At 42.6% G+C, this 20393-nt stretch carries 19 protein-coding genes and 1 pseudogene; 6 read left to right on the plus strand and 14 right to left on the minus strand.

Going from position 1 to position 20393, the window contains the following annotated elements:
* Window positions 1–157: 157 nt before the first annotated feature.
* A complete protein-coding gene (locus tag PI95_RS29450; RefSeq protein ID WP_039739006.1) occupies window positions 158–1636 on the minus strand; it encodes an ATP-binding protein in 1479 nt (492 codons plus the stop codon).
* Window positions 1633–2313: a winged helix-turn-helix domain-containing protein gene (locus PI95_RS29455; protein WP_039739004.1), complete on the minus strand. Its 681-nt coding sequence runs from the start codon at window positions 2311–2313 to the stop codon at window positions 1633–1635. The genes PI95_RS29450 and PI95_RS29455 overlap by 4 nt, the downstream gene beginning before the upstream one ends.
* A 150-nt stretch (window positions 2314–2463) precedes the next feature.
* Here PI95_RS29455 and PI95_RS29460 point away from each other — a divergent pair, with 150 nt between their 5' ends.
* The 5 genes from PI95_RS29460 to PI95_RS29480 all read left to right on the plus strand — a co-directional run bounded on the left by PI95_RS29460 (window position 2464) and on the right by PI95_RS29480 (window position 8344).
* Complete coding sequence (locus PI95_RS29460; protein WP_039739002.1) at window positions 2464–3078, plus strand: hypothetical protein; 615 nt, start codon at window positions 2464–2466, stop codon at window positions 3076–3078.
* Between the two features lie 17 nt (window positions 3079–3095).
* Window positions 3096–3851 carry an intradiol ring-cleavage dioxygenase gene (locus tag PI95_RS29465; RefSeq protein ID WP_039739001.1) on the plus strand — a complete coding sequence of 252 codons (756 nt, stop codon included), beginning with the start codon at window positions 3096–3098 and terminating at the stop codon, window positions 3849–3851.
* Between the two features lie 658 nt (window positions 3852–4509).
* Window positions 4510–6231: an efflux RND transporter periplasmic adaptor subunit gene (locus PI95_RS29470; protein ID WP_039738998.1), complete on the plus strand. Its 1722-nt coding sequence runs from the start codon at window positions 4510–4512 to the stop codon at window positions 6229–6231.
* Window positions 6232–6255: 24 nt separating this feature from the next.
* Window positions 6256–7527, plus strand: coding sequence for an ABC transporter permease (locus tag PI95_RS29475; RefSeq protein WP_039738995.1), 1272 nt, complete (start codon window positions 6256–6258; stop codon window positions 7525–7527).
* 145 nt (window positions 7528–7672) lie between these two features.
* On the plus strand, window positions 7673–8344 hold the full coding sequence (locus PI95_RS29480; protein WP_039738992.1) for an ABC transporter ATP-binding protein: 672 nt from the start codon (window positions 7673–7675) through the stop codon (window positions 8342–8344).
* Window positions 8345–8388: 44 nt separating this feature from the next.
* Here the strand turns inward: PI95_RS29480 and PI95_RS29485 are convergent, their stop codons facing one another.
* The 4 genes from PI95_RS29485 to PI95_RS29500 form a co-directional block, all read right to left on the minus strand.
* On the minus strand, window positions 8389–9129 hold the full coding sequence (locus tag PI95_RS29485; RefSeq protein ID WP_039738990.1) for a phytochelatin synthase family protein: 741 nt from the start codon (window positions 9127–9129) through the stop codon (window positions 8389–8391).
* A gap of 69 nt (window positions 9130–9198) precedes the next feature.
* Window positions 9199–10131 (minus strand): glycine betaine ABC transporter substrate-binding protein, encoded by a 933-nt coding sequence (locus tag PI95_RS29490; RefSeq protein ID WP_039738987.1) that lies wholly within the window; start codon window positions 10129–10131, stop codon window positions 9199–9201.
* 1 nt (window position 10132) lies between these two features.
* On the minus strand, window positions 10133–10765 hold the full coding sequence (locus tag PI95_RS29495; protein WP_039738985.1) for an ABC transporter permease: 633 nt from the start codon (window positions 10763–10765) through the stop codon (window positions 10133–10135).
* On the minus strand, window positions 10762–11553 hold the full coding sequence (locus tag PI95_RS29500; protein ID WP_039738983.1) for an ATP-binding cassette domain-containing protein: 792 nt from the start codon (window positions 11551–11553) through the stop codon (window positions 10762–10764). Before PI95_RS29500 ends, PI95_RS29495 begins: the two co-directional genes overlap by 4 nt.
* Before the next feature lie 144 nt (window positions 11554–11697).
* Between PI95_RS29500 and PI95_RS29505 the strand changes: the two genes are divergently transcribed.
* On the plus strand, window positions 11698–11928 hold the full coding sequence (locus PI95_RS29505; protein ID WP_039738981.1) for a hypothetical protein: 231 nt from the start codon (window positions 11698–11700) through the stop codon (window positions 11926–11928).
* 71 nt (window positions 11929–11999) lie between these two features.
* Here PI95_RS29505 and PI95_RS29510 read toward each other — a convergent pair.
* The 8 genes and pseudogenes from PI95_RS29510 to PI95_RS29545 form a co-directional block, all read right to left on the minus strand.
* Window positions 12000–12113 (minus strand): annotated as a pseudogene (locus PI95_RS29510) (VapC toxin family PIN domain ribonuclease); the annotation flags it as partial.
* A gap of 26 nt (window positions 12114–12139) precedes the next feature.
* Complete coding sequence (locus PI95_RS29515; protein WP_163519304.1) at window positions 12140–12538, minus strand: hypothetical protein; 399 nt, start codon at window positions 12536–12538, stop codon at window positions 12140–12142.
* Window positions 12535–12915 (minus strand): hypothetical protein, encoded by a 381-nt coding sequence (locus tag PI95_RS29520; protein WP_039738978.1) that lies wholly within the window; start codon window positions 12913–12915, stop codon window positions 12535–12537. The genes PI95_RS29515 and PI95_RS29520 overlap by 4 nt, the downstream gene beginning before the upstream one ends.
* Window positions 12916–12957: 42 nt before the next feature.
* Window positions 12958–13383: a type II toxin-antitoxin system VapC family toxin gene (locus PI95_RS29525; RefSeq protein WP_039738976.1), complete on the minus strand. Its 426-nt coding sequence runs from the start codon at window positions 13381–13383 to the stop codon at window positions 12958–12960.
* Complete coding sequence (locus PI95_RS29530; RefSeq protein WP_039738974.1) at window positions 13380–13655, minus strand: hypothetical protein; 276 nt, start codon at window positions 13653–13655, stop codon at window positions 13380–13382. Before PI95_RS29530 ends, PI95_RS29525 begins: the two co-directional genes overlap by 4 nt.
* 75 nt (window positions 13656–13730) lie before the next feature.
* A complete protein-coding gene (locus tag PI95_RS29535; protein ID WP_039738971.1) occupies window positions 13731–15566 on the minus strand; it encodes a tetratricopeptide repeat protein in 1836 nt (611 codons plus the stop codon).
* Window positions 15567–15784: 218 nt separating this feature from the next.
* Window positions 15785–18898, minus strand: a complete 3114-nt coding sequence (locus tag PI95_RS29540; protein WP_039738969.1) for a PAS domain S-box protein — start codon at window positions 18896–18898, stop codon at window positions 15785–15787.
* 541 nt (window positions 18899–19439) lie between these two features.
* Window positions 19440–20072, minus strand: a complete 633-nt coding sequence (locus tag PI95_RS29545) for an exopolysaccharide biosynthesis protein (RefSeq protein ID WP_039738967.1) — start codon at window positions 20070–20072, stop codon at window positions 19440–19442.
* Window positions 20073–20393 lie beyond the last annotated feature (321 nt).

A 20393-nucleotide genomic window follows, 5' to 3' on the forward strand; every position in this document is an offset into this window, starting at 1 on the left:
CATCGTGACGGAAACCGCCTTCGCTTTTAGCGTCTCCCCTTGGGAGAAGACGGGGGCTGGACTCACCAAGTACGCCAAGTACGCCAAGGAATAAGAGGAGCGTTCTTTGTTTTTGCGTAAGTTTTATATAACTTAAATTGGTTTCAAATGCGATCGCTCAACTCTCTAACATAATCGGCAAGGTGAGGGTGAAAGCTGTTTGACCGTTTGATGTTGAGTCAAGGGTGAGGTCGCCATGATGTGCGCGGGCAATTTCACGGGCTAGGCTGAGTCCCAGTCCGATTCCTTCTACCTTACGGGTTCGCGCAGGATCGCCGCGATGAAAGCGGTCAAAAATGCGCTCTTCGTCGCTCACTGCTATGTCAATTGAAGCATTGACAATCGTGACGTAAAGAGTTGTCTGAGTTTGGCGTGCGTGAATCTGTATCCAGCCGTTGGGGAGATTGTATTTAATGGCATTACTGAAGAGGTTTTGCAGAACTTGAATTAGGAGATCGCGATCGCCCTGTACTCTGAGTTGATCGGTAATGTCGGTTTGCACAGCTAAGTGGGGAGCCAGCAGTTCCACATCCTCTAGCATCTCGATTAGCAACTCAGACATATCCACTTCAATTAGATACAAACTCATTTGTCCCGCATCTGCCAAAGACAGCAGCAAGAGTTTCCGCATAATACCACTTAAGCGGCGCACTTCATCCAACAAATTGCTTAAGCGCTGTTGCACTTGGGAACCTGGGTCAACCTGTTGCAGCGTTCGTTCCAGTTCGCCTTGTAGAATGGTTAGTGGGGTTTTCAGTTCGTGAGCGGCATCACCACTGAAGCGAGAAGCTTGTGTAAAACTGCGTTCTAGGCGTTCTAGCATTTGGTTAAACACTTGAATCAGTTCGACAAATTCAACATCCGTTGTCCCAATCGGAATTCGTTGATCTAATCCTTTAACAGTCACCTGTTGAATGACATCTGTTAATTGCCGAATCGGACGCAAAGCACTACCAGAAATCAACCATGCGCCGATCGCAAGCAGCAGCAGCGTTCCCGGAATTGATACAATAAAGATATTGCGAATACTAGCCATCTCTTGATTGACGGCTTGCAGGCTAACGGCGATCGCAACCTGAACATTAGGAAATTTCGCTGCCCCAATCCGCCAGGTTTCTGTTGCCGTCGCGACGGTGACGAATTCAGGTGGAGGTGGAGGTGGAAGTGGGCGAATAAAAGGCGATTGTTCTGGGTGTGGGTTTATACTCTCAGGTTTTGGCGGTGGTTCACCTTTAGGGAACGGTGGCAGAGGTGTCAACTCAAGACGTTGAACCAGCAGACGATTCACGTTTTTGTCGGCAGGTAAAGAGTTGGATTGATAAAGTGTGTTGCCGTTTGCATCTAACACCAGCAGTGCGATCGGGATTTTTGTATTTGTTCCGAAGGCATGGGATAATGAGTCTGCGTAACGCTGCTTACGCTCTCGACCGGGTGAACGGGTTAAGCGCATCAACTGATTGAACATTTCTGCATCGAAGCGGCTGATTTTAGCATTGTAAATCTGAAACCAGGACACAGCGCCAAACCCTACTAATGCGCTTCCAGCCAAAGCCGCAGACAACAAAGCAATCCGGAGTCGAAACGAAGGTAGTTTCATGTTTGCTCTGGATTGCGAAATCGGTATCCAACCCCGCGAATGCTTTCAATCCAGTTTGTTTCATCAATGGGGTCAATTTTTTTCCGAATTCGCTGGATACAAACATCTACAACATTGGTGTTGGGGTTAAAGTCGTAACCCCAAACGTGTTCTAGGATTTGGGTACGGGTAAATACTCGTCCGGGAGAGCGCATGAGATACTCTAGAAGATTAAACTCGCGGCTGGTGAGTTCTATTGCCTGTTGATGGCAGGTGACTTCTCGCGTAATGCGATCGAGTTTGAGCGAACCTACCGCAAGAAAATTTTGCCGTTCGCCCACACTCCGGCGCACAACAGCATGAATTCGCGCCGCTAGTTCTTCCACAAAAAACGGTTTGGCAATGTAGTCATCGGCTCCTAAATTCAATCCTTGCAGGCGATCGTCTAGTTCGTTACGAGCTGTTAACAAAATCACCGGAGCATTCCGACCTTGCTGCCGCAATTGTTTCAAAATCGATAATCCATCTTTTCCCGGCACCATGATGTCAAGCACGATCGCGTCGTACTCATTATCTAATGCCCGCAGATAGCCTTCATCACCGTTGTCGCAGTAGTCCACGACAAATCCCTGCTCCTTCAGTCCAGCCCGGACAAAGTTAGCAATTTTTGCTTCATCTTCGACAAACAGAACGTTCACAAGCCATTTATTACTTCACAAGCATTGCTTTATTCTAGATTCATTACCGTTTGGCTCAAATTACAAAAGTGTAATTTAGAAGTAGGGCGAAATGTCATTTTCGGGTGGCTTAATCAGAAATGTAAACAATCTTTCTTTTGGTGGTTGAGAATGAACATTCGTCGAACATTAGCCGTGGCAGCGATTCCCGTTTTGGTTGGTACATTTGGTTTTATTTCACTAAATCAGGCAAATGCTGCTAATCGATTTTATCAAATCGCACAGGTACCACAACCACCTAACCAACCACCAGACGGACAGCGACGACCACCCCGGATTGATTTTGCAGCTGCTGCGACGAAGTTGGGTGTCACAGAACAACAGTTAAAGGATGCGCTGGGAGTACCTGCCAATCCTCCAAGCGATCGCAATTCTCGCCCACCCCGTCCTGATTTTGCAGCCGCAGCGACTAAGTTGGGTGTCACAGAACAACAGTTAAAGGATGCCTTGGGAGTACCTGCTAATGCAGGCGATCGCGGTTCTCGTCGTCGCCCTGATTTTGCCGCCGCAGCGACGAAGTTGGGTGTAACAGAACAACAGTTAAAGGATGCGCTGGGAGTGCCTGCTAATCCTTCAGGCGTTGGCGGAGCCTCTCCTCAGGAGAATCGCGGTTCTCGTCGTCGCCCTGATTTTGCCGCCGCAGCGACGAAGTTGGGTGTAACAGAACAACAGTTAAAGGATGCGCTCGGTATTCCGCCTCGTCAAGAGGAAAATCGCCCTAAATGAGGCAATGTAGAAATATTATGAAAAACAACAATCGCCAACTAAGTCAGATTCTCAGTCGCAGAGAGGCACTTGCTCTATTTAGGGCTGGGGTAACAGCAATGCTTGTGGTTGGATGCATACCTAGAAAGTCCAGATCCGCACAGGCATCATCTACAGCAAATGATACAACTAAGCCTGGGTGTATCGTCAGTCCAGAGCAGACCGAAGGACCTTATTTTGTAGACGAGAAGCTCAACCGCTCGGACATCCGATCCGATCCCTCGGATGGTTCAGTGAAAGATGGTGTACCACTTCAACTGACGCTGCGGGTGTCTCAGGTTAGCAGTACTAGCTGCACACCACTTAAAGGTGCGATCGTAGATATTTGGCATTGTGACGCGCTCGGTGTCTATTCGGATGTGAACGATCGCAGTTTCAGTACCGTGGGGAAAAAGTTTTTGCGCGGGTATCAAGTGACGGATGCTCAGGGAACTGTTGAGTTTACAACCATTTATCCTGGTTGGTATCCAGGCAGAACAGTCCATATCCACTTTAAGGTTCGCACAAATGCGACATCACAGAAGAGTTATGAGTTTACGTCACAGTTGTACTTTGATGACTCGATTAGCGATCAAGTACACGCACAGACACCATACGCAAGTAAGGGACAGCGCACGTTGAAGAATGCACAAGACGGAATCTTCCAAGACGGTGGAAACCAATTGTTGCTCACACCCACCAAAACAAACCAAGGTTACGCAGCAACGTTCGATATTGGGCTTCAGACAGCTTGAGAGTATAGTTTTACGTAAAAGCGTAGGGTTTTTAAATGGATTGCAGGTCGATGCATTAACATAACCAGTCGATGCATTAACATAACGAGCCGATGCATTAACATAACCAGTCGATGCATTAACATAACGAGCCGATGCATTAACATAACGAGCCGATGCGTTAACATAACGAGCCGATGCATTAACATAACCAGTCGATGCATTTGGCACATCCCACATCCCAATGCGTACACCAACACTTGATAAGGGTGTCGCTAAACAAACAGAGCTTACCTGGGTAAGCTCAAATCTTCTAGCCTGCCTCCGCAGGCTTTATAAATTTTCGTGCCCACCTACTTAAAGTCGAGCAATGAATGTATCAAGCAAAATTCGTGACTTTAGTCATGGATGAGTTTAGAACTTTGGATACATATGATTGTTTGAGTTAGTTTCATATGATAGATATCAAAAGTCTTCACTTCTTAGCAAAAGCAACAACTACAAAAAAGGTGTGAGTGTATGCGGTAACTTCAAGTGAGTTATGCTTTCTTTGTATGAGTCTTGATGAAAACACTACTAATTAAAGAAATCGTTAATACAAAATTATCATACTATAGTTAACTTAAGTTTTTACAGCAATGCCTCTCGGTAGCCGTTATTTCTACACCAAAAATTAAAAATGAAATTAGACACATCGCAGTCTGTAGATTCCACGCATTTTTTACCAGAAGAAAAGAAAAAGAAAAAGGGCAGAATTAACTGGATACCTTGGCTACTTGCATTTAGTCTTTTGGGTGGAGTCGGCTACGTAGGTTATCGGCAGGTGGTCGTTGTTCAGAAACAAGAAGCACAGCGAAAAGTTTTAACACAACCTGTATCTCGTCAAAATTTAACTATTAAGATTTCGGCGAACGGAACTGTTAAGCCGGAAAGGTCGATTAACGTCAGTCCGAAACAATCAGGCATACTGAAAACATTGCTGGTGAAGGAAGGCGATACAGTCAAACAGGGTCAGATACTTGCTAATATGGATGATTCAAATTTGCAAGGACAACTCACCCAAGCTAGAGGACAAATAGCACAACAGGAGGCAAATTTACAAAAAGCGATCGCAGGTAATCGTCCTCAAGATATTGCTTCTGCACAAGCAGCGTTGGATGAGTCTCAGGCAAATTTGCAAAAGGCACAAGCAGGTAATCGTCCTCAAGATATTGCTTCAGCACAAGCAGCATTAGATGAGGCTCAGGCAAATTTGCAAAAAGCACAAACAGGTAATCGACCTCAAGATATTGGTCAAGCACAAGCACGTTTACAAAGCGCTCAAGCCAACTTAAGTAAAGCCGAAGATGATTTACGCCGCAATCAGCAACTTTACAAGTCTGGAGCCATTTCTCTTCAAACTGTAAACCAAAGCCGTGCAGATCGTGATAGCGCTCAAGGTCAAGTAAATGAAGCTATTCAAGCATTAGGGTTGCAAAAAGCCGGATCGCGTCCAGAAGATATCGAACAAGCACGAGCTGTAGTCAGGCAGAGACAGCAGGCTCTAGCACTTTTGAAAGCCGGCTCGCGTCCAGAGGATATCGAACAAGCACGAGCTGTAGTCAGACAAAAACAGCAGGCTTTAGCACTTTTGAAAGCCGGTTCGCGTCCAGAAGATATTGAACAAGCACGCGCTCAGTTAGCTTCCGCTCGCGGTTCGCTGCAAACGATTCAAACTCAAATCAATGACACCGTACTTCGGGCACCTTTTGATGGTGTTATAACTCAAAAGTATGCCGATCCAGGCGCTTTTGTTACGCCAACCACTTCAGGTAGTGCTGTATCTAGTGCAACATCTTCTTCAATCGTATCTTTGGCTTCTACAAATCAGGTTGTAGCAAATATAGCTGAAGTAAATATTGCTAAAATCCGCCTTGGTCAGAAAGTCACAATTACAGCAGATGCCTATCCAGGAAAAACCTTTGAGGGTAAAGTCAGTCAAATTGCCGCTCAAGCAATAGTAGAGCAAAATGTTACCAGCTTTCAAGTGAAGGTAGCCATTGTCTCGGATTCCGAAAAGCTGTTGCGCTCTGGGATGAATGTAACAACAGATTTCCAAGTGGGTCAATTGGAAAATGTGCTTGTAGTGCCAACAGCAGCGGTTGTGCGCCGACAAAAGTCTACAGGTGTGTTTGTAGCAGGAGAAGATAATAAACCTGTGTTTACTCGCATTAAGACTGGCGTTACAGTAGATAAATATACTGAAGTTCAATCTGGATTGAAAGGAAACGAAAGGGTATTACTCAGCTTTCCCGAAGGATCGCGACCGCAATCAACACCGCGAGGCGGAATTCTTCCTGGTGTGGGAGGTGGTGGAAGTGGCGGTGGTCGAGGTGGCGGTGGTCGAGGTGGTCCGCCTTAAAAAATTAGTTATAAATATCATAATATGCTTAAGGTTTTACCTAAACAGAAAAGTAGCTCTACTGTCTCACTGCTAGAAATATTGTCAATGGCGGTGGAGACACTTTGGAGTAACAAATTACGCACAGGATTAACGATGCTGGGCGTAATTATTGGGATTTCTTCAGTAATTGCCATTACTTCTGTTGGGCAGGGTGTGCAAAAAGGAACCGAGCAACAGATACAGGCTTTGGGTCCGGATGTTCTTTCGGTGTTTTCTGGTGCAGCTAGAAGCGGAAATATCCGTCAAGGAATTGGTTCTAGCAGTACATTAACTTGGGATGATGCGAAAGCGATCGCCCAACAAGCACCATCTGCCCAAATTGTCTCTGCCTACCTTGTACGAAATGCACAAATTGTTTATGCAGGTCAGAACAGCTCAACACCAATTTATGGTACAGATTTAAATTACCCAGAAGTAAGAGATATCCAAATCGAAAATGGGAGATTTTTTAATCAAGAAGAATTGGACACTGCTAAAGAAGTTGCTGTTATTGGACCGACAGCTGAAAGTACTTTATTTAACGATGGTGATAGTCCCATAGGTAAGAGAATCCGCATTCAAGGAGAAGCTTATGAAGTAATTGGTGTCACGCAGTCTAAAGGTTCTCAAGGAGGGATGGACAGAGATGATGTAGTTTTCCTGCCTCTTAGTAGTATGTCGGCAAGACTTGTTGGTAACAATGCTTTGTCTGGCGTTTCTGTGAATGGAATTTTAATTAAAGCTGGAAATCAAGAACAGTTAAACGCTGTTCAGTTTCAAGTTACAAATATTTTACGTTTGCGTCACAATATCTATCCGCCGCAAACTGATGATTTTCGGATAACTAACCAAGCTGATATTATTAGCACCTTTACTAATATTGTCGGTTTATTTACGGTGATGGTGGTAGCGATCGCCGGAATTTCTTTAGTGGTTGGCGGAATTGGAATTGCCAATATTATGCTGGTTTCTGTTGTCGAAAGAACGCGGGAAATCGGAGTTCGCAAAGCTGTAGGAGCAACAAATTCAGCTATTCTTAATCAATTTTTAGCAGAAGCGATTGTAATTTCTACTGTTGGCGGAGGTATTGGAATTGGAAGTGGAATTTTAATTGCTTTTGTGGCAGCAACTATTTTCAAGTTTCCGTTTGTGGTTTCTTTCTGGTCAGTAATTGTCGGGTTTGGACTTTCCTTAACTGTTGGTTTACTCGCAGGGGTCATTCCCGCAAGAAATGCCTCTAAATTAGATCCAATTACCGCTTTAAGAAGTGATTAATATTAATTTTCGGGATGAACCTTCCGTCAGTAGGGTGCGTTACGTTCCTAACGCACCCTACAAAAGCTAACAACTAACAACCAACTTTTGTACAGACGTTCCACGCTTTACGTCTCTACCTAACAACCATCAACTAAAAATCAATATGACAACGATGATTTGGATGGAATCGATTACGAAAACTTACCATTTAGGAGAAGTTAGTGTACCCATATTGAAGGGAATTCAACTCTCGATTGAAGAAGGTGAATATGTTTCGATTATGGGTGCGTCAGGTTCGGGTAAATCTACGCTGATGAATATTGTCGGTTGTTTGGATCGTCCGACAACTGGAAACTATATTTTTGAAGGGAGAAATTTGACTACTTTTGATGATGATGAATTAGCGTATATTCGCAACCAAAGAATCGGTTTTGTTTTCCAACAATTTAACCTTTTGTCGCGTGCAACTGCTTTAGATAACGTTATGTTACCAATGGTTTATGCGAACCTGCCCAAGCCACAACGCCGTAAAAGGGCATTAGAAGCTTTGAAAAGGGTAGGATTAGGCGATCGCATTTCCAACCGTCCCAGCCAACTTTCTGGGGGACAACAACAACGAGTAGCGATCGCGCGTGCTTTAGTTAATAGACCTGCATTAGTTTTAGCAGATGAACCAACGGGAGCTTTAGATACTGAAACTTCTTATGAAGTGATGAATTTGTTAACAGAACTTAACGAACAAGGTATCACAATTGTGATTGTGACTCATGAACCAGATATTGCTGCCCAAACAAAAAGAATTATCCGAGTTCAGGATGGTTTAATTGTAAATTAGTTTTGTAACCTCAAATAAACGTTCATGTAGCAAGCGCTTATTACTTAAGAACCTTTACTGACAAATACAAATCCCCGCGTCTTACCTGATTCTGAATCAGTTGTTGACATTGCCTTCCACAAGTCTGCTGCTCTCACCCACACGGGGGGATATTTGTAACGCGAAACATCCAAGATTAAAAATCTATCTGTCTGCTCATTGTACGCCGCTAAGGGTGAGATATGTCCGCCTTTTTCTTGCCCTATTTCTTTGCGTAAATAATTAATTAAAATGAAATTTCCCGGCTGTTTTAAATTCTCTGTAGCTAAAGAGCGAAACTTTTCTAAACTAGTGTCAGCAGCATGATAAACATTAACTTTTACGCCATAACTTGCGAATAATCCACCAATTTGGTCTAAAGTCATCCCTTTACGAGAGACAACCTCAGCCGGAATCACTTGTTTAGTTTTTTCATTGCTAAAAAAGTTTTCTTGAGTAAACACTCGATAGGGCTTATATTGTGGTGCTTCTGGTGCGGGGATTCCTAAACTATTTAGCACCATAACAATACTAGCTACCCCACAATATGCTTGATTGTTTTGAGTAATAAACTGGGTGCTGAGGGGAAAAAAATCTTCTCTAGATTTACTGTCAATTAATAACTTTTCTCCTTCATCTGAGTTGAAGGCAATTAAATTAGGTGAAAGAGTTAGAGTTTGAGAAAGAACACTTCCACTAGCAACACAAAACGAAACAATCCCAGCTTGAACTGATGTTTTGATAAATTTGCGATAATTTGTATTCATAAATTATTTCAGGGAGAAAAATTTTGTAGTGAGCACTTCAGTGCTTTCTTATGAGCACTGAAGTGCTCACTACGAATTGCTAATATTGTCTTTGGGCAAAGCTAAACCTTTAGATTTGCGAAACTCGCGCACAACGTCTTTGATATCTTGTAATTCACCCTCAACCAGATAATTTAATTGTCGCATTTCATCAGCAGTAATTTTACCAGAAAGTTGAGCGATCGCTTTTTTAACTTCTGGATATTTCTTCAAAGTTGCTTGACGCACAATCGGCGCAGCTTCATAAGGAGGAAAATATTGCTTATCATCTTTTAGCACCACCAAACCCAAGCGGGCAATCTGTCCATCGGTGGAATTACCATTTATCATATCTACTTGTTTTTGCAGCAAAGCCCGATATATTAATCCTAAATCCATCAAGCGGGGAGGTTTAGCAAAGCGGAAATCATAAGTTTTCGCCAAACCGGGAAAACCATCTTCTCTTTCTACAAATTCATAGCCGAAACCACCACGCCATTGCGGTGTATACTCAGCAGCTTGGGAAAGAGTTTGAATATTGTAGCGCTTTGCATCTGCACCGCGAATAATCATCGCAAAAGTGTTTTCAAAACCCAAAGGTTTCATTACTTCTAAATTGAATTGCTGCGCGTAAGCTTGTTTCAACTTATCATAAACTACTTTTGGATCGTTAATAACTTTTTGTTTGAGGATGCTAGTAAAAGCCGTGCCTGTATACTCAACATACGCATCAATTTTACCAGCAATCAAAGCATTATGTGTCACCAAAGCACTAGTAAATCTGCGACGTTCGACTTTTAAATTAGTTGTCGTTTCAATTTGCTGTGCTAAAAGTTCGCTTAAAATATCTTGTTCAGTGAAGCCTTTAGAAGCAACAACGATATCAACGCCGCTTTGATTATTTGAATTTAGCTGACAACTTGCCAGAGAAATTATTAAAGCAAAAGTTAAAAAGCATAATCTCAAAAATATTTTCACATTCATGTTAATTTTTAACTTTTAATTTACCTTCTAGCCAACCAATAGCAAAATCTGCAATTAAAGCAATTATCGCTGCTGGAATTGCCCCAGCTAAAATTAAATCATTATTTACAACTGAAATTCCGCGAAAAATTAATTCACCCAAACCACCAGCACCAATTGCAGCTGCAATGGTTGCAATCCCAATCGCAATCACCGTTGCTACGCGCACACCCGCGAGAATCACTTGCATTGCCAAGGGAATCTCAACTTGCAGCAACAATTGTGTATCTGTCATACCCATACCTCGCCCAGCTTCCCGAATAGCTGGATCGACATTAATAATACCAGTATAAGTGTTGCGGATGATGGGGAGGAATGAATATAAAGTAAGTGCAACAATTGCTGGAGTTGCACCAATTCCGCCAATGAATGGCACGGGAATAAGTAAGCCAAATAGCGCCAAACTGGGAATTGTTTGCAGAATATTCGCAATAATGAGAATTGGTTGGCGCAAGCTAGTTATGCGGGTAATCAAAATGCCTAAGGGAATGCCTATAAGTATGGCAATTACAATTGCAATGCCTACTAAAAATAAATGTTCTAACGTATGCTGGAGGATTTCTGGAGCGTATTTAATCAAAAAGAAATTGTTCATAAACTGTCTTTAGAAATTTCGGTTTGACGCAGACATTGAAGAAAAGCAAGGGCTTCTGGATGAGGCGATCGCGAAGCGACTCCTTCGGAGTATCGCCTAAATTCTGCCGGCGTATCCAATACTACCAATTCTCCGCCATACATTAAACCAATTCTCGATGCCAAAACAAAAGCTTCTTGAATATCGTGTGTGACAAAAACAACTGTTTTGCCTAATTCTTGCTGTAACCTTCTAAATTCTTGTTGCAATTCTAAGCGTGTAATTGGATCGAGTGCGCCAAACGGTTCATCCATCATTAAAACGGGCGGATCGGCTGCTAGCGCCCTCGCCACGCCTACCCTTTGTCTTTGCCCTCCCGAAAGTTCATGGGGATATCTTTGGGCGAACTGTTCGGGATTTAAACCGACTAATTGCAACAATTCATAAACTCGCGTTTTAATTTGTTTGGGTTTCCAATTTTCCAAAGAAGGAACTAAACCCACATTGCGTTCAACAGTGAAATGAGGAAATAAACCAGTTTCTTGAATTACATAACCAATCTTGCGCCGCAGTTTAATTTCATTCCATTGAGTTGTTGGAATGCCATCAAATAAAACTTCGCCTTGTGTAGGAATAAATAGGCGATTAATTAATTTCATTGTCGTAGTTTTGCCACTTCCACTGCGTCCAAGTAATACCAGTGCCTCTCCTTGACGGATAGTAAAGTTGAGATTTGATACTAATGGGCGATTATTGCGGCTAAAGGTGACATTGCGGAATTCGACAGCGATTTGGCTATTTTGTGGCATGGGTGAGTTTCAAGCTGGCTTTATGTAATTATGTGATGATTTTATTGTTATCCTAACGCCCGATTTGCCCGAATTATCTTATGAGTGTGAGAAAAATATTTTTTTACACTTATAATGATTCATTAACTACGTACACAAGTAAGCATGAAAATCTTTATGATTCATGAATGGTATGAAGTATGGGTTGATGAATCAACAAAAATTCCATATGTTTTGTTTCTTTGCCCCGATCCAAGTAATCCTGGAGGAATGTTAATTATCGATCCAAAAGAAAACAATCGAATTATCCAGAAACTGCCTGACTATAATACAGCAATGTTGTGGTTGACAGAAGATGAGTATACTCGTGTTGATGGCAGGATGGAAATTGAATAAATTAGCGCCATTAGGCAAATGAAATAGTCATAATACCTATGTTTCTAAGTTGGTTCAATAAACTAATAGTATTATTGTGGTCGAAATACGCGCTCAAATGGTTGGCGACGATAGCGACGATAAATGTCGAAGCCTTTATCAAGAGTGGCGATCGCACTAATATTCAAACGCTGAGAAACCGCGACTTCCAAAATCTAGAAAAAGATAACAATTAAGGTTGCCATACAATACGAGATTGTTTTGCCAACAAACGAGCAAGTCGTTCAGTTGTAGCTGGGTCATCTTCTCTATATGGTAGACCTATAATATTCGCATGAGATGGAGAGTCAGGTACTACGTCTAAACCTAGTTCACGAACACGTCCTACATCCAGGCTAGCAACTCCATAACAGTTTGTGAATCTGGATGCACATTGTTCAGGAGAGGAGGCGTTAGCAATGTTAACAGAAAGACCCTGTTCATTTCTGTTTTTTCGCAAAAAATAGGCTTGAGCTTTTACCCTTCCCGTATCCTCATTTATCCAATTATTCCGCAGTAATGCCCGGTAGACAATGGCGCTATTAGGCAACGGTTCAAACCTTATGTCATTTCCAGAAGATTGTTCTGTCATTCACCGCGAAACCATTGCAACCAATCAGCTAAATTTGAGGCAGAAACGACATAATCCACGGCATATTCCTCACTTGTTTCGTGATAGATATAAGTTCTTTTATCGGCACTAAAGGGACAAAATAGGCTGACTTGACGCTCTGTTTCTAGGCTTGTCCAATCTAGAGTAATTCCTCCTTCATCATCACAAGAAGCCGATGCTCTGGGGAAGCTGCTTCCCATGAGATAATAGGCTTCTGAAACTAAATTCAGTACAGTCTTGAAAGCGTAGTCAGTTGGCTTAATAATGCCATAGTCATCTTCATCTTCGCCCTCTAAAAGTTCTAAAATCCGTTTGAGAGTAATGGTAATTCCTTGAGATTCTAACGAAATAGTCATGATACCTATGTATCTAAGTTAGGACTAACTAAATTAATAGTATTACTGCGGTAAAAACACGCGCTCAAATGGTTGGCGACGATAGCGACGATAAATGTCGAAGTCTTTATCAAGAGTGGCGATCGCACTAATATTCAAACGCTCAGAAATCGCCACTAATGACAAATCGGCAAAATCTCCTGGTAAACTAGCGTACTGAGAATTGAGTTCGGCGATACGTGCAAAATCTTCTACTGATAAATGTTCACATTTGTATACCTCAGTTGCCAGATGTGATAAAAAGACATTTTGTACCCGCGAATTAGGCGCAATAAAATACATTACCTCAGTAATGCATCCTACTGTACTTATTAGCTCACTAGTACAACTGGTGAAAAAATCAAGTACTTGAACATGATACCTATCTGCTGAATTGTAAAAAGCTATCATCACAGAACTATCGACAAGAATAACAGGGTAATAAGTCATACTTCTTGCTTCTGCTGGCTTTGTTCATACCGTTTCTGGAAATACTCAGCAAGATACTTATACCGTGCATCTCGATCGGATAAATCGCTCGGACCTTGCAATAAATGTTCAGGATACCCACCCATCCGTTCTAAAACGGTTTTACGCGGTTGTAAGCTTTGCCAATGTTCATGTAGCAGGCGTTTAATCAATTCATTACTTGTTATTTTTTCCTGAGCGAGAATCTCTACTAAATACTTCTCGGCTTCGTCATCTAAGTTGACATTGAGCATAAAAATTCCTGCCTTTAAATTAGGAAAAAATTAGCTATTTACATTGACAATTGTTGCATTCTCTGCAATATTTAACTACATACTTTGCTTGTATTCTTCCAACAGTTGTGGAATGTAATCATATCCATCTACACCAATTACGGCGATGATTTTCGGGCGGTGTTGTTGCAATGCATTATTAAAAGCTTCCGCACCCATTTGTCCTTGCAAAATTGTCAGTAACGCGGCTGGTTTTCGCCACTCTCGCGAAGCAATTTGATTTAGTAAATACATTCCCAAACAACCTGTGTAAATTGCTCTGGGAAAATTTGCCATGCTATAATTTGCTTCGGCTAAATTCGCTAAATTTAAACCTTGCAAATATAAATCACCGGATGTTTGCGCTGTGTTAAAACCGTCTTCTAAATGTTTGATGGCAAGTTGCGGTTGTTCAGTTACTAAGTAGGCAATCCCTAAGCTGCTGACACACAATGCTTTACTTTGAATATCGCCTAATTGTTCTGATAACTTTAAGCCTTGTTGCAAATAGTTAATTGCCATTTCATAGGTTTCCGCTTCTGCTTGTTCCTGCTGCGCTTGCATAACTTCGCTGTAGCCTAAATTTACTAGCGCGTTGGCTTCTCCTGTTCTGTCTCCTGCTTGTCTGCTGAGTATCAATGCCCGTTGACTGTTGTTAATCGCCTCGGTATAATTCTCTGTGGCAACAAAAGTACGGCTGAGATGGTTGAGATTGGCAATTTCACAAGGGCGATCGCCTGCATTTCTGGCTATCTGCAATGCCTCTTGATGAAACTGAATCGAGCGATCGTATTGTCCCATTGCTCGCTGTGAATAGCCTAAAAGTGTCAAAATCCGCGCTTTTTCTTGGGTTCCCTCCGCTTGTCGCAGCGGTTCATCTAAATAATCTAAAGCATCTCGCAAATAACTTCCCGAAAATGAAGCGAAAATTCCGCCGTATAAGGGAAAATACGGACGTTGGGCAAAGTTTCGCAAAATTTGTAACAACACTTGCGAAGAAGCATTGTTGTAGCGGGTTATACTAACAAAACCATTTGCTAACTGATTCCAAATGGCGGCAAATGTCAAGAAAGTTGAAATAGATAACTTTGAACCGGCTTTGACGTTGTAAGCTTGTTGGTCAAACCAGTTAACCAATCCGCGTTGCAAGTACTGCAAAACCACTGTTAATTCCACCCAGTCGCTATCTGTAATGAAGCGTTGCTGTTGAGCAAATTCGCTTAAAGACGCATCCATTGCCAGCGTGTGAAACAGTGCTTGAATTAAAGGGCTATTAACTGTCTTTTCCCAACTTGCCCAAGGACCATTTTCACCGGGTACACCACCAAATCCGATTGATGAGCGGTTTTGGTCGTACATCCAGCCCAACAAATTATCAGAAAGTCGTTGCCAAGATGCTAAACCACGGGTGATACCTTCAGATAGTTGGAGAATTTCTTGATTTTCAGGTACCTGCTGTAGGGATTTTGCTAATTGCTGAAGTTGTTGTAAATTTAGGGGATACTTTCGGTTCGGGTCAATAACGCGCAATAATGCCGCAAGCCGATCGCCTGCATTTTTGGTAATTTCTTGAACTGCGGAGGCGATCGCATTGTTAGCTTTATTTTGCTCTTGCGTGCGTTGCCATTGATTTTCAATCGTCTTGATTGCTCTTAAACTGCGGGTAGCTTTCGCTTTTTTCAGTTCATCTTTTTCTGAGTCTACCAGGCTTTGGGCGGCAGCGAGGCGATCGCTCAAAGCTAACTCAAAAACTTCCCCCGTCCCCGAACTCACCCCCTTGAGCAACATTTGATAAACTTGCTCAACAGAGCTAATCTTACCCTTGAGGGTAGTTTCCACAATTTCATCAATGAAGGCTAGATAGCGATCGCGCAATGGCAGAGAATCTGACACTTTAGCTAATAGAAAACGTTACGTTAATTCTCATTCTAGTCATTGTTGGGGAATGGGGAATGGGGAATGGGTAATGGGGGAATGGGGAATGGGGAGTGGGGAGTGGGGAGTGGGGAATGGGGAATGGGTAGTGGGTAGTGGGTAGTGGGTAAAACGCACATCACTATTATCAATTACCGATTACCAATTACCAATTACCCATTACCAATTCCCAATTATCAAGTCCTTCCGGCAAGATTTGCTACCACTGCCGCTAATTCGGCTTGATTGACTGGCTTGGGAACGTGTAGCTGAAAGCCTGCTAAAAGCGCCTGCGTGCGGTCTTCTGCCCTAGCATAAGCTGTCAGGGCTACGGCGGGAATCCGTCTGAGTTGCTCTTCTTCAAGCGCTCTAAGTTGACGAATTAGGGCGTAACCATTTTCTCCTGGCATCCCGATATCGCTTACTAAGACATCAGGTTGAAATGCTTGCAAGGCAACAAGTGCTTCAATAGCAGATGCAGCTGCTTTTACTTGTACTCCTAATGGTTCTAGCATTGCGGCGATTAACTCGCGGGCATCAACTTCATCATCGACGACAAGCACCCGCAAGCCTTCAAGAATTGGCAAACAATTTTCAGCTACTTTATTCGGCTCGGTGGGTGATAATTGCTCTGGTGTAGTTGGCTTGAGCGCGGGTTTTAGCGGCAGAGTAACAATAAAGGTTGCTCCCTTTCCGATTCCTGGACTTTCGGCACGGACTGTGCCACCATGCAATTCTACCAAATGACGCACGATCGCCAATCCTAATCCGAGTCCACCATGCGATCGCGTGCTAGAACTATCTGCCTGACGGAAACGCTCAAATACATAAGGCAAGAATTCGGCAGCAATTCCCTCTCCGCTATCTCTCACCCGAATTTGTACGTGTGAATCAATCTCCACTAGTTGCACATCCACTTTTCCACCGTGGGGTGTGAATTTGATGGCGTTAGAAACCAAATTCCAGACAATTTGTTGCAAGCGGTTGGCATCGCCCAAAACTAATGCTACTGATGAATCGGATATATTTTCCAGGCGAATTTCTTTAACCTCAGCTGCTGGACGCACAGTATCAAGTGCTGCTTCCACAACTGTTATCAGTTGTACTGGAGTGACTTTCAGATTCAGTTTACCAGTAATAATCCGCGATACGTCCAAAACATCTTCAATTAATACTTTCAAAGATTTGGTATTGCGGTTAATTGTTTCTAGCGCACGAGCTGTGGTAATTTCATCAAACTTGCGGGTAGTTAGTAGCTGCGTCCAGCCAAACATCGCATTTAGGGGAGTACGCAGTTCATGAGAAAGTGTAGCTAAAAACTCGTCTTTCAAACGGTTTGCTGTTTCCGCTTCGGTGCGTGCGGCTTTTTCTCGAACTAGCAGTTGTTCGCGTTCTTGTTCTGCTTTCTTGCGATCGCTAATTTCGTTAATTAAGCCAACAAATCCTTCTACCGCTTTTTCTTCGTTAAACTGGGGAACGTAAGAAACTTCAAAATAACGGCTTGCACCATCTTTGTCGAGTGCGTTAATTTCATAAGTGACTTGTTCTCCTGATAATACTGCTTCTATATAAGGACGAACTGACTCATAAACTGACTCGTCCATAAATTCTTGCATGTGCTTACCATAAATTTCTGAAGCCGGAATTCCAAACCATTCTTCATATTTCTGATTATTAAATCGATAATGTTGTTCCGCATCGACATAAGAAATAAAAACCGGTACAGTATTTGTAATCAAGCGTAGTTGATTTTCTCGTTGACGCAGCGCTTGTTGTGTTCGTTTGCGTTCGCTTAAATCGAGAGAAAATACTATTGTTTGTTCAATGCCGTTAGATTCCTCCAACAATGCACCACCGATCAGAATCGGGACACGTCTACCATCTTTGTGGATATATTCTTTCTCAAACGGTGTGGTGCTTCCATGCGTTCTTGCTTCTTCTAATACTTGTACCTCCAAATCGTGGTATTCTGGTGGTGTCATTTCATCCCAGCGTATTTCCCCTTTTGCCAGTTCTTCACGGGTGTAGCCCACCATATTTAAAAAATAATCGTTCGCATAGCTTATTCCTCCGCTTAAGTCGCCGATCGCTACCCCAAAAATATTCGATTCTGCTAGCTGCCGAAAACGCTTCTCGCTTTCAAGCAATGCTATTTCCGCTTGCTTGCGTTCTGTGATATCTCGCTGAGTTCCCCATGCTCTCATTAATACGCTATTTTCAACAATTCCAACAAGATTATTCACAAAGTACTTGGAATTACCATACTTATCTACTTCATGAGATTCTGCGTCAACTAATCGGTAGCCAGAACGAATAAAACTACGCAGATATTCTATATTATGGGGATCGCACTCCACGAGAAAATCTCCTAACCTTCTGCCAACAAGTTCTTCGGCACTAGAAAAGCCATACATCTGTGCCATGACACGGTTACATTCTGCTAAATAAGCATATTGATAAAAATGCTGAATTTGCTCATATTCTGACAACTCCAGCGAAATTGGCTTTTCTATTTCAAAGCGCCAAATACCTTCTGAACTTTGTTCGACAAAAGCGCGGTAGCGTTCTTCGCTTTGTTTTCGGGCATTTTCTGCGTGTTTATATTCAGTTAAATCTAGTACAAAACTAATTATTTGTGAATTGTTTTCTAAGGTAGCAGAACCTAGTAAAATTGGAACCCGGCTATTATCTTTGCGGATGTATTCTTTTTCTACAGGAACGTGTACACCTTTAATTTTCAGTTCGACAATAGAGCGATCGCTTACCTCAATATATTCTGGTGCGGAGATTTCCCGCCACCGCACTCGCCCAGATACTAAATCCTCATGGGTATAACCTACCATATTTAAAAAGGCGTCGTTAGCCTCGGCGATCGCCCCATCCATATCACCGACAATTACACCAATGATGTTAGACTCTACCAAGCGTCTAAAGCGTGACTCGCTCTGTTGTAATGAATGCAAACTCACCTCTAGCTGCTTTTTCGAGCTTGCTAACTTTGAGGAAAGCGAGCTAATTAGTATTGTCACCAGCAAGAATACACTTAGCTGCACCACAGTCTCAAAGCTACCAACTAATGGCTGAAGGGATGGTTTGATTAAAAAGTAAGCGATCGCTAAAGTAGACAAACCGCTAGCCAGCATTCCCGGCTTTAACCCACCATACCAGACACTAACCGTCACAGCAGCAAAAAACAATGGAGAAATCAGCGGTGTCAGTAATGGGTATAACAACAGTGTCAGCAGCCATGCGCTACCAACAGCCAGCACCGCCACAATATAAGGTGCAACATGCGATCGTATTGCTTTCATTGCAAATAAATTCTCCTTTGGGGCAGCTGGCTGAAAGGAATGTTACTGAAAGTACTTAGACAACCGTTCACTCATTAGATATTATGCATCCGCACAATCTATACTGAGTATTTATATTTTACACATCTATCTAAAGTAGGAAAAAACAGAATAAATAAGATTGGCTGATATTCTTCACCACCAACCCTCAGCTTCTGGCAGGGTTTTTTTATTGTAAATCACAATTTATACCATGTCCGCCTTGGTAGAGACGTTAGGTTGTAGAGACGCGATTAATGAGCCAGCGCGTTGCGGAGGTTCCCGAGGCAGCGCGTTGCAAAGCCAGTGCCGTGCGGAGGTTCCCTCCGTTGAGGCATCTGGCGTCGGGTTAAGCGCGTTGTAGCGACTGCCGTTCCGTTGTAGCGTCTGGCGTCGCGTCTCTACAATCGAAAAGACTTTTTTGAGATTTATCCTGATTCAGCCATAGCTGTGACGGATAAAGAAATGGTAGATGCACCCTAATTAAATTACTGCCCTCGGTTTCTGGCTGAGGGCATTTTTATTATTTAAATATGGCGGGTAGTAAACTGGGAGCCATCCACACTGCATAAGCGATGAATGCAAATAGTAAGGTAGTTAAAGCAGTAAAGATATAGCTGATACACATCAACAAACCATCAGATTCGATACTGGCGACTGCTAATAGCAAGATTCCGACGGTGGGGATGGGATTGGTAAGGGGAACAGGTGAAATTAACAATATTGCCAACCAAGAGATACAAAGCCCGTTTAATCGCCAAGTTAAAGGATTTTCGGCTATTTTCACCAACCTGGGGCGGGTGATTTTCTCTAAGATTTTAGTGACTCGCCGCAGATTTTGCAAAAGTGTCTGAGCAAAAAGGCGAGGAAATTTGTAATTGGCGATTTTTTTTGGTAGCCAAGGCTGGCGTCTGCCTAAAACCATCTGTACAGACAATAGCAAACAAGCACCACCAAAAGGACCCGTGAATCCAGGTGGCATGGGAAACAAAAAGGGTAAAACTAATAATGCGATCGTCAAACTAAAACCCCGCTGGGAGGTTTCTGCCAAAATATCCCCCAAAGTCAGCGGCTGTTGCGCTAACCGTTGCAGGAGTAACTTAATATCTTGAGAAAATCTCAAATGTATTTGGCTTGATTTGATGTCACTTGCCACAATACCCTGCTTTAATTGAACTAAAACAATTTGATTAGTTACAAATACAATTACAATTCAAGATATTTCATTAAACCTCAAATTTTCATCTACCGCAAGCATAACTTCAATTAAAAACTATGGTAATTGGGCATTGGGCAATTTGAGGAGGGGTAAAGGGAAAAGGGGAAAGGGAAAAGGGTAAGAAAGAAGAAATATTTCCCCCTTGTCCCCTTGGGCGCTCCCCTGGACAAAAATGGACAGCCTTGTTTACTAGATCCTCAACACCCCACGACATTTTCGGATGAAGGCTGTCCATTTTTGTCTATTGTTTGTGAAACC

This window comes from Hassallia byssoidea VB512170, from assembly GCF_000817785.2.
In the GTDB taxonomy this organism is placed as follows: domain Bacteria; phylum Cyanobacteriota; class Cyanobacteriia; order Cyanobacteriales; family Nostocaceae; genus Hassallia; species Hassallia carrinoi.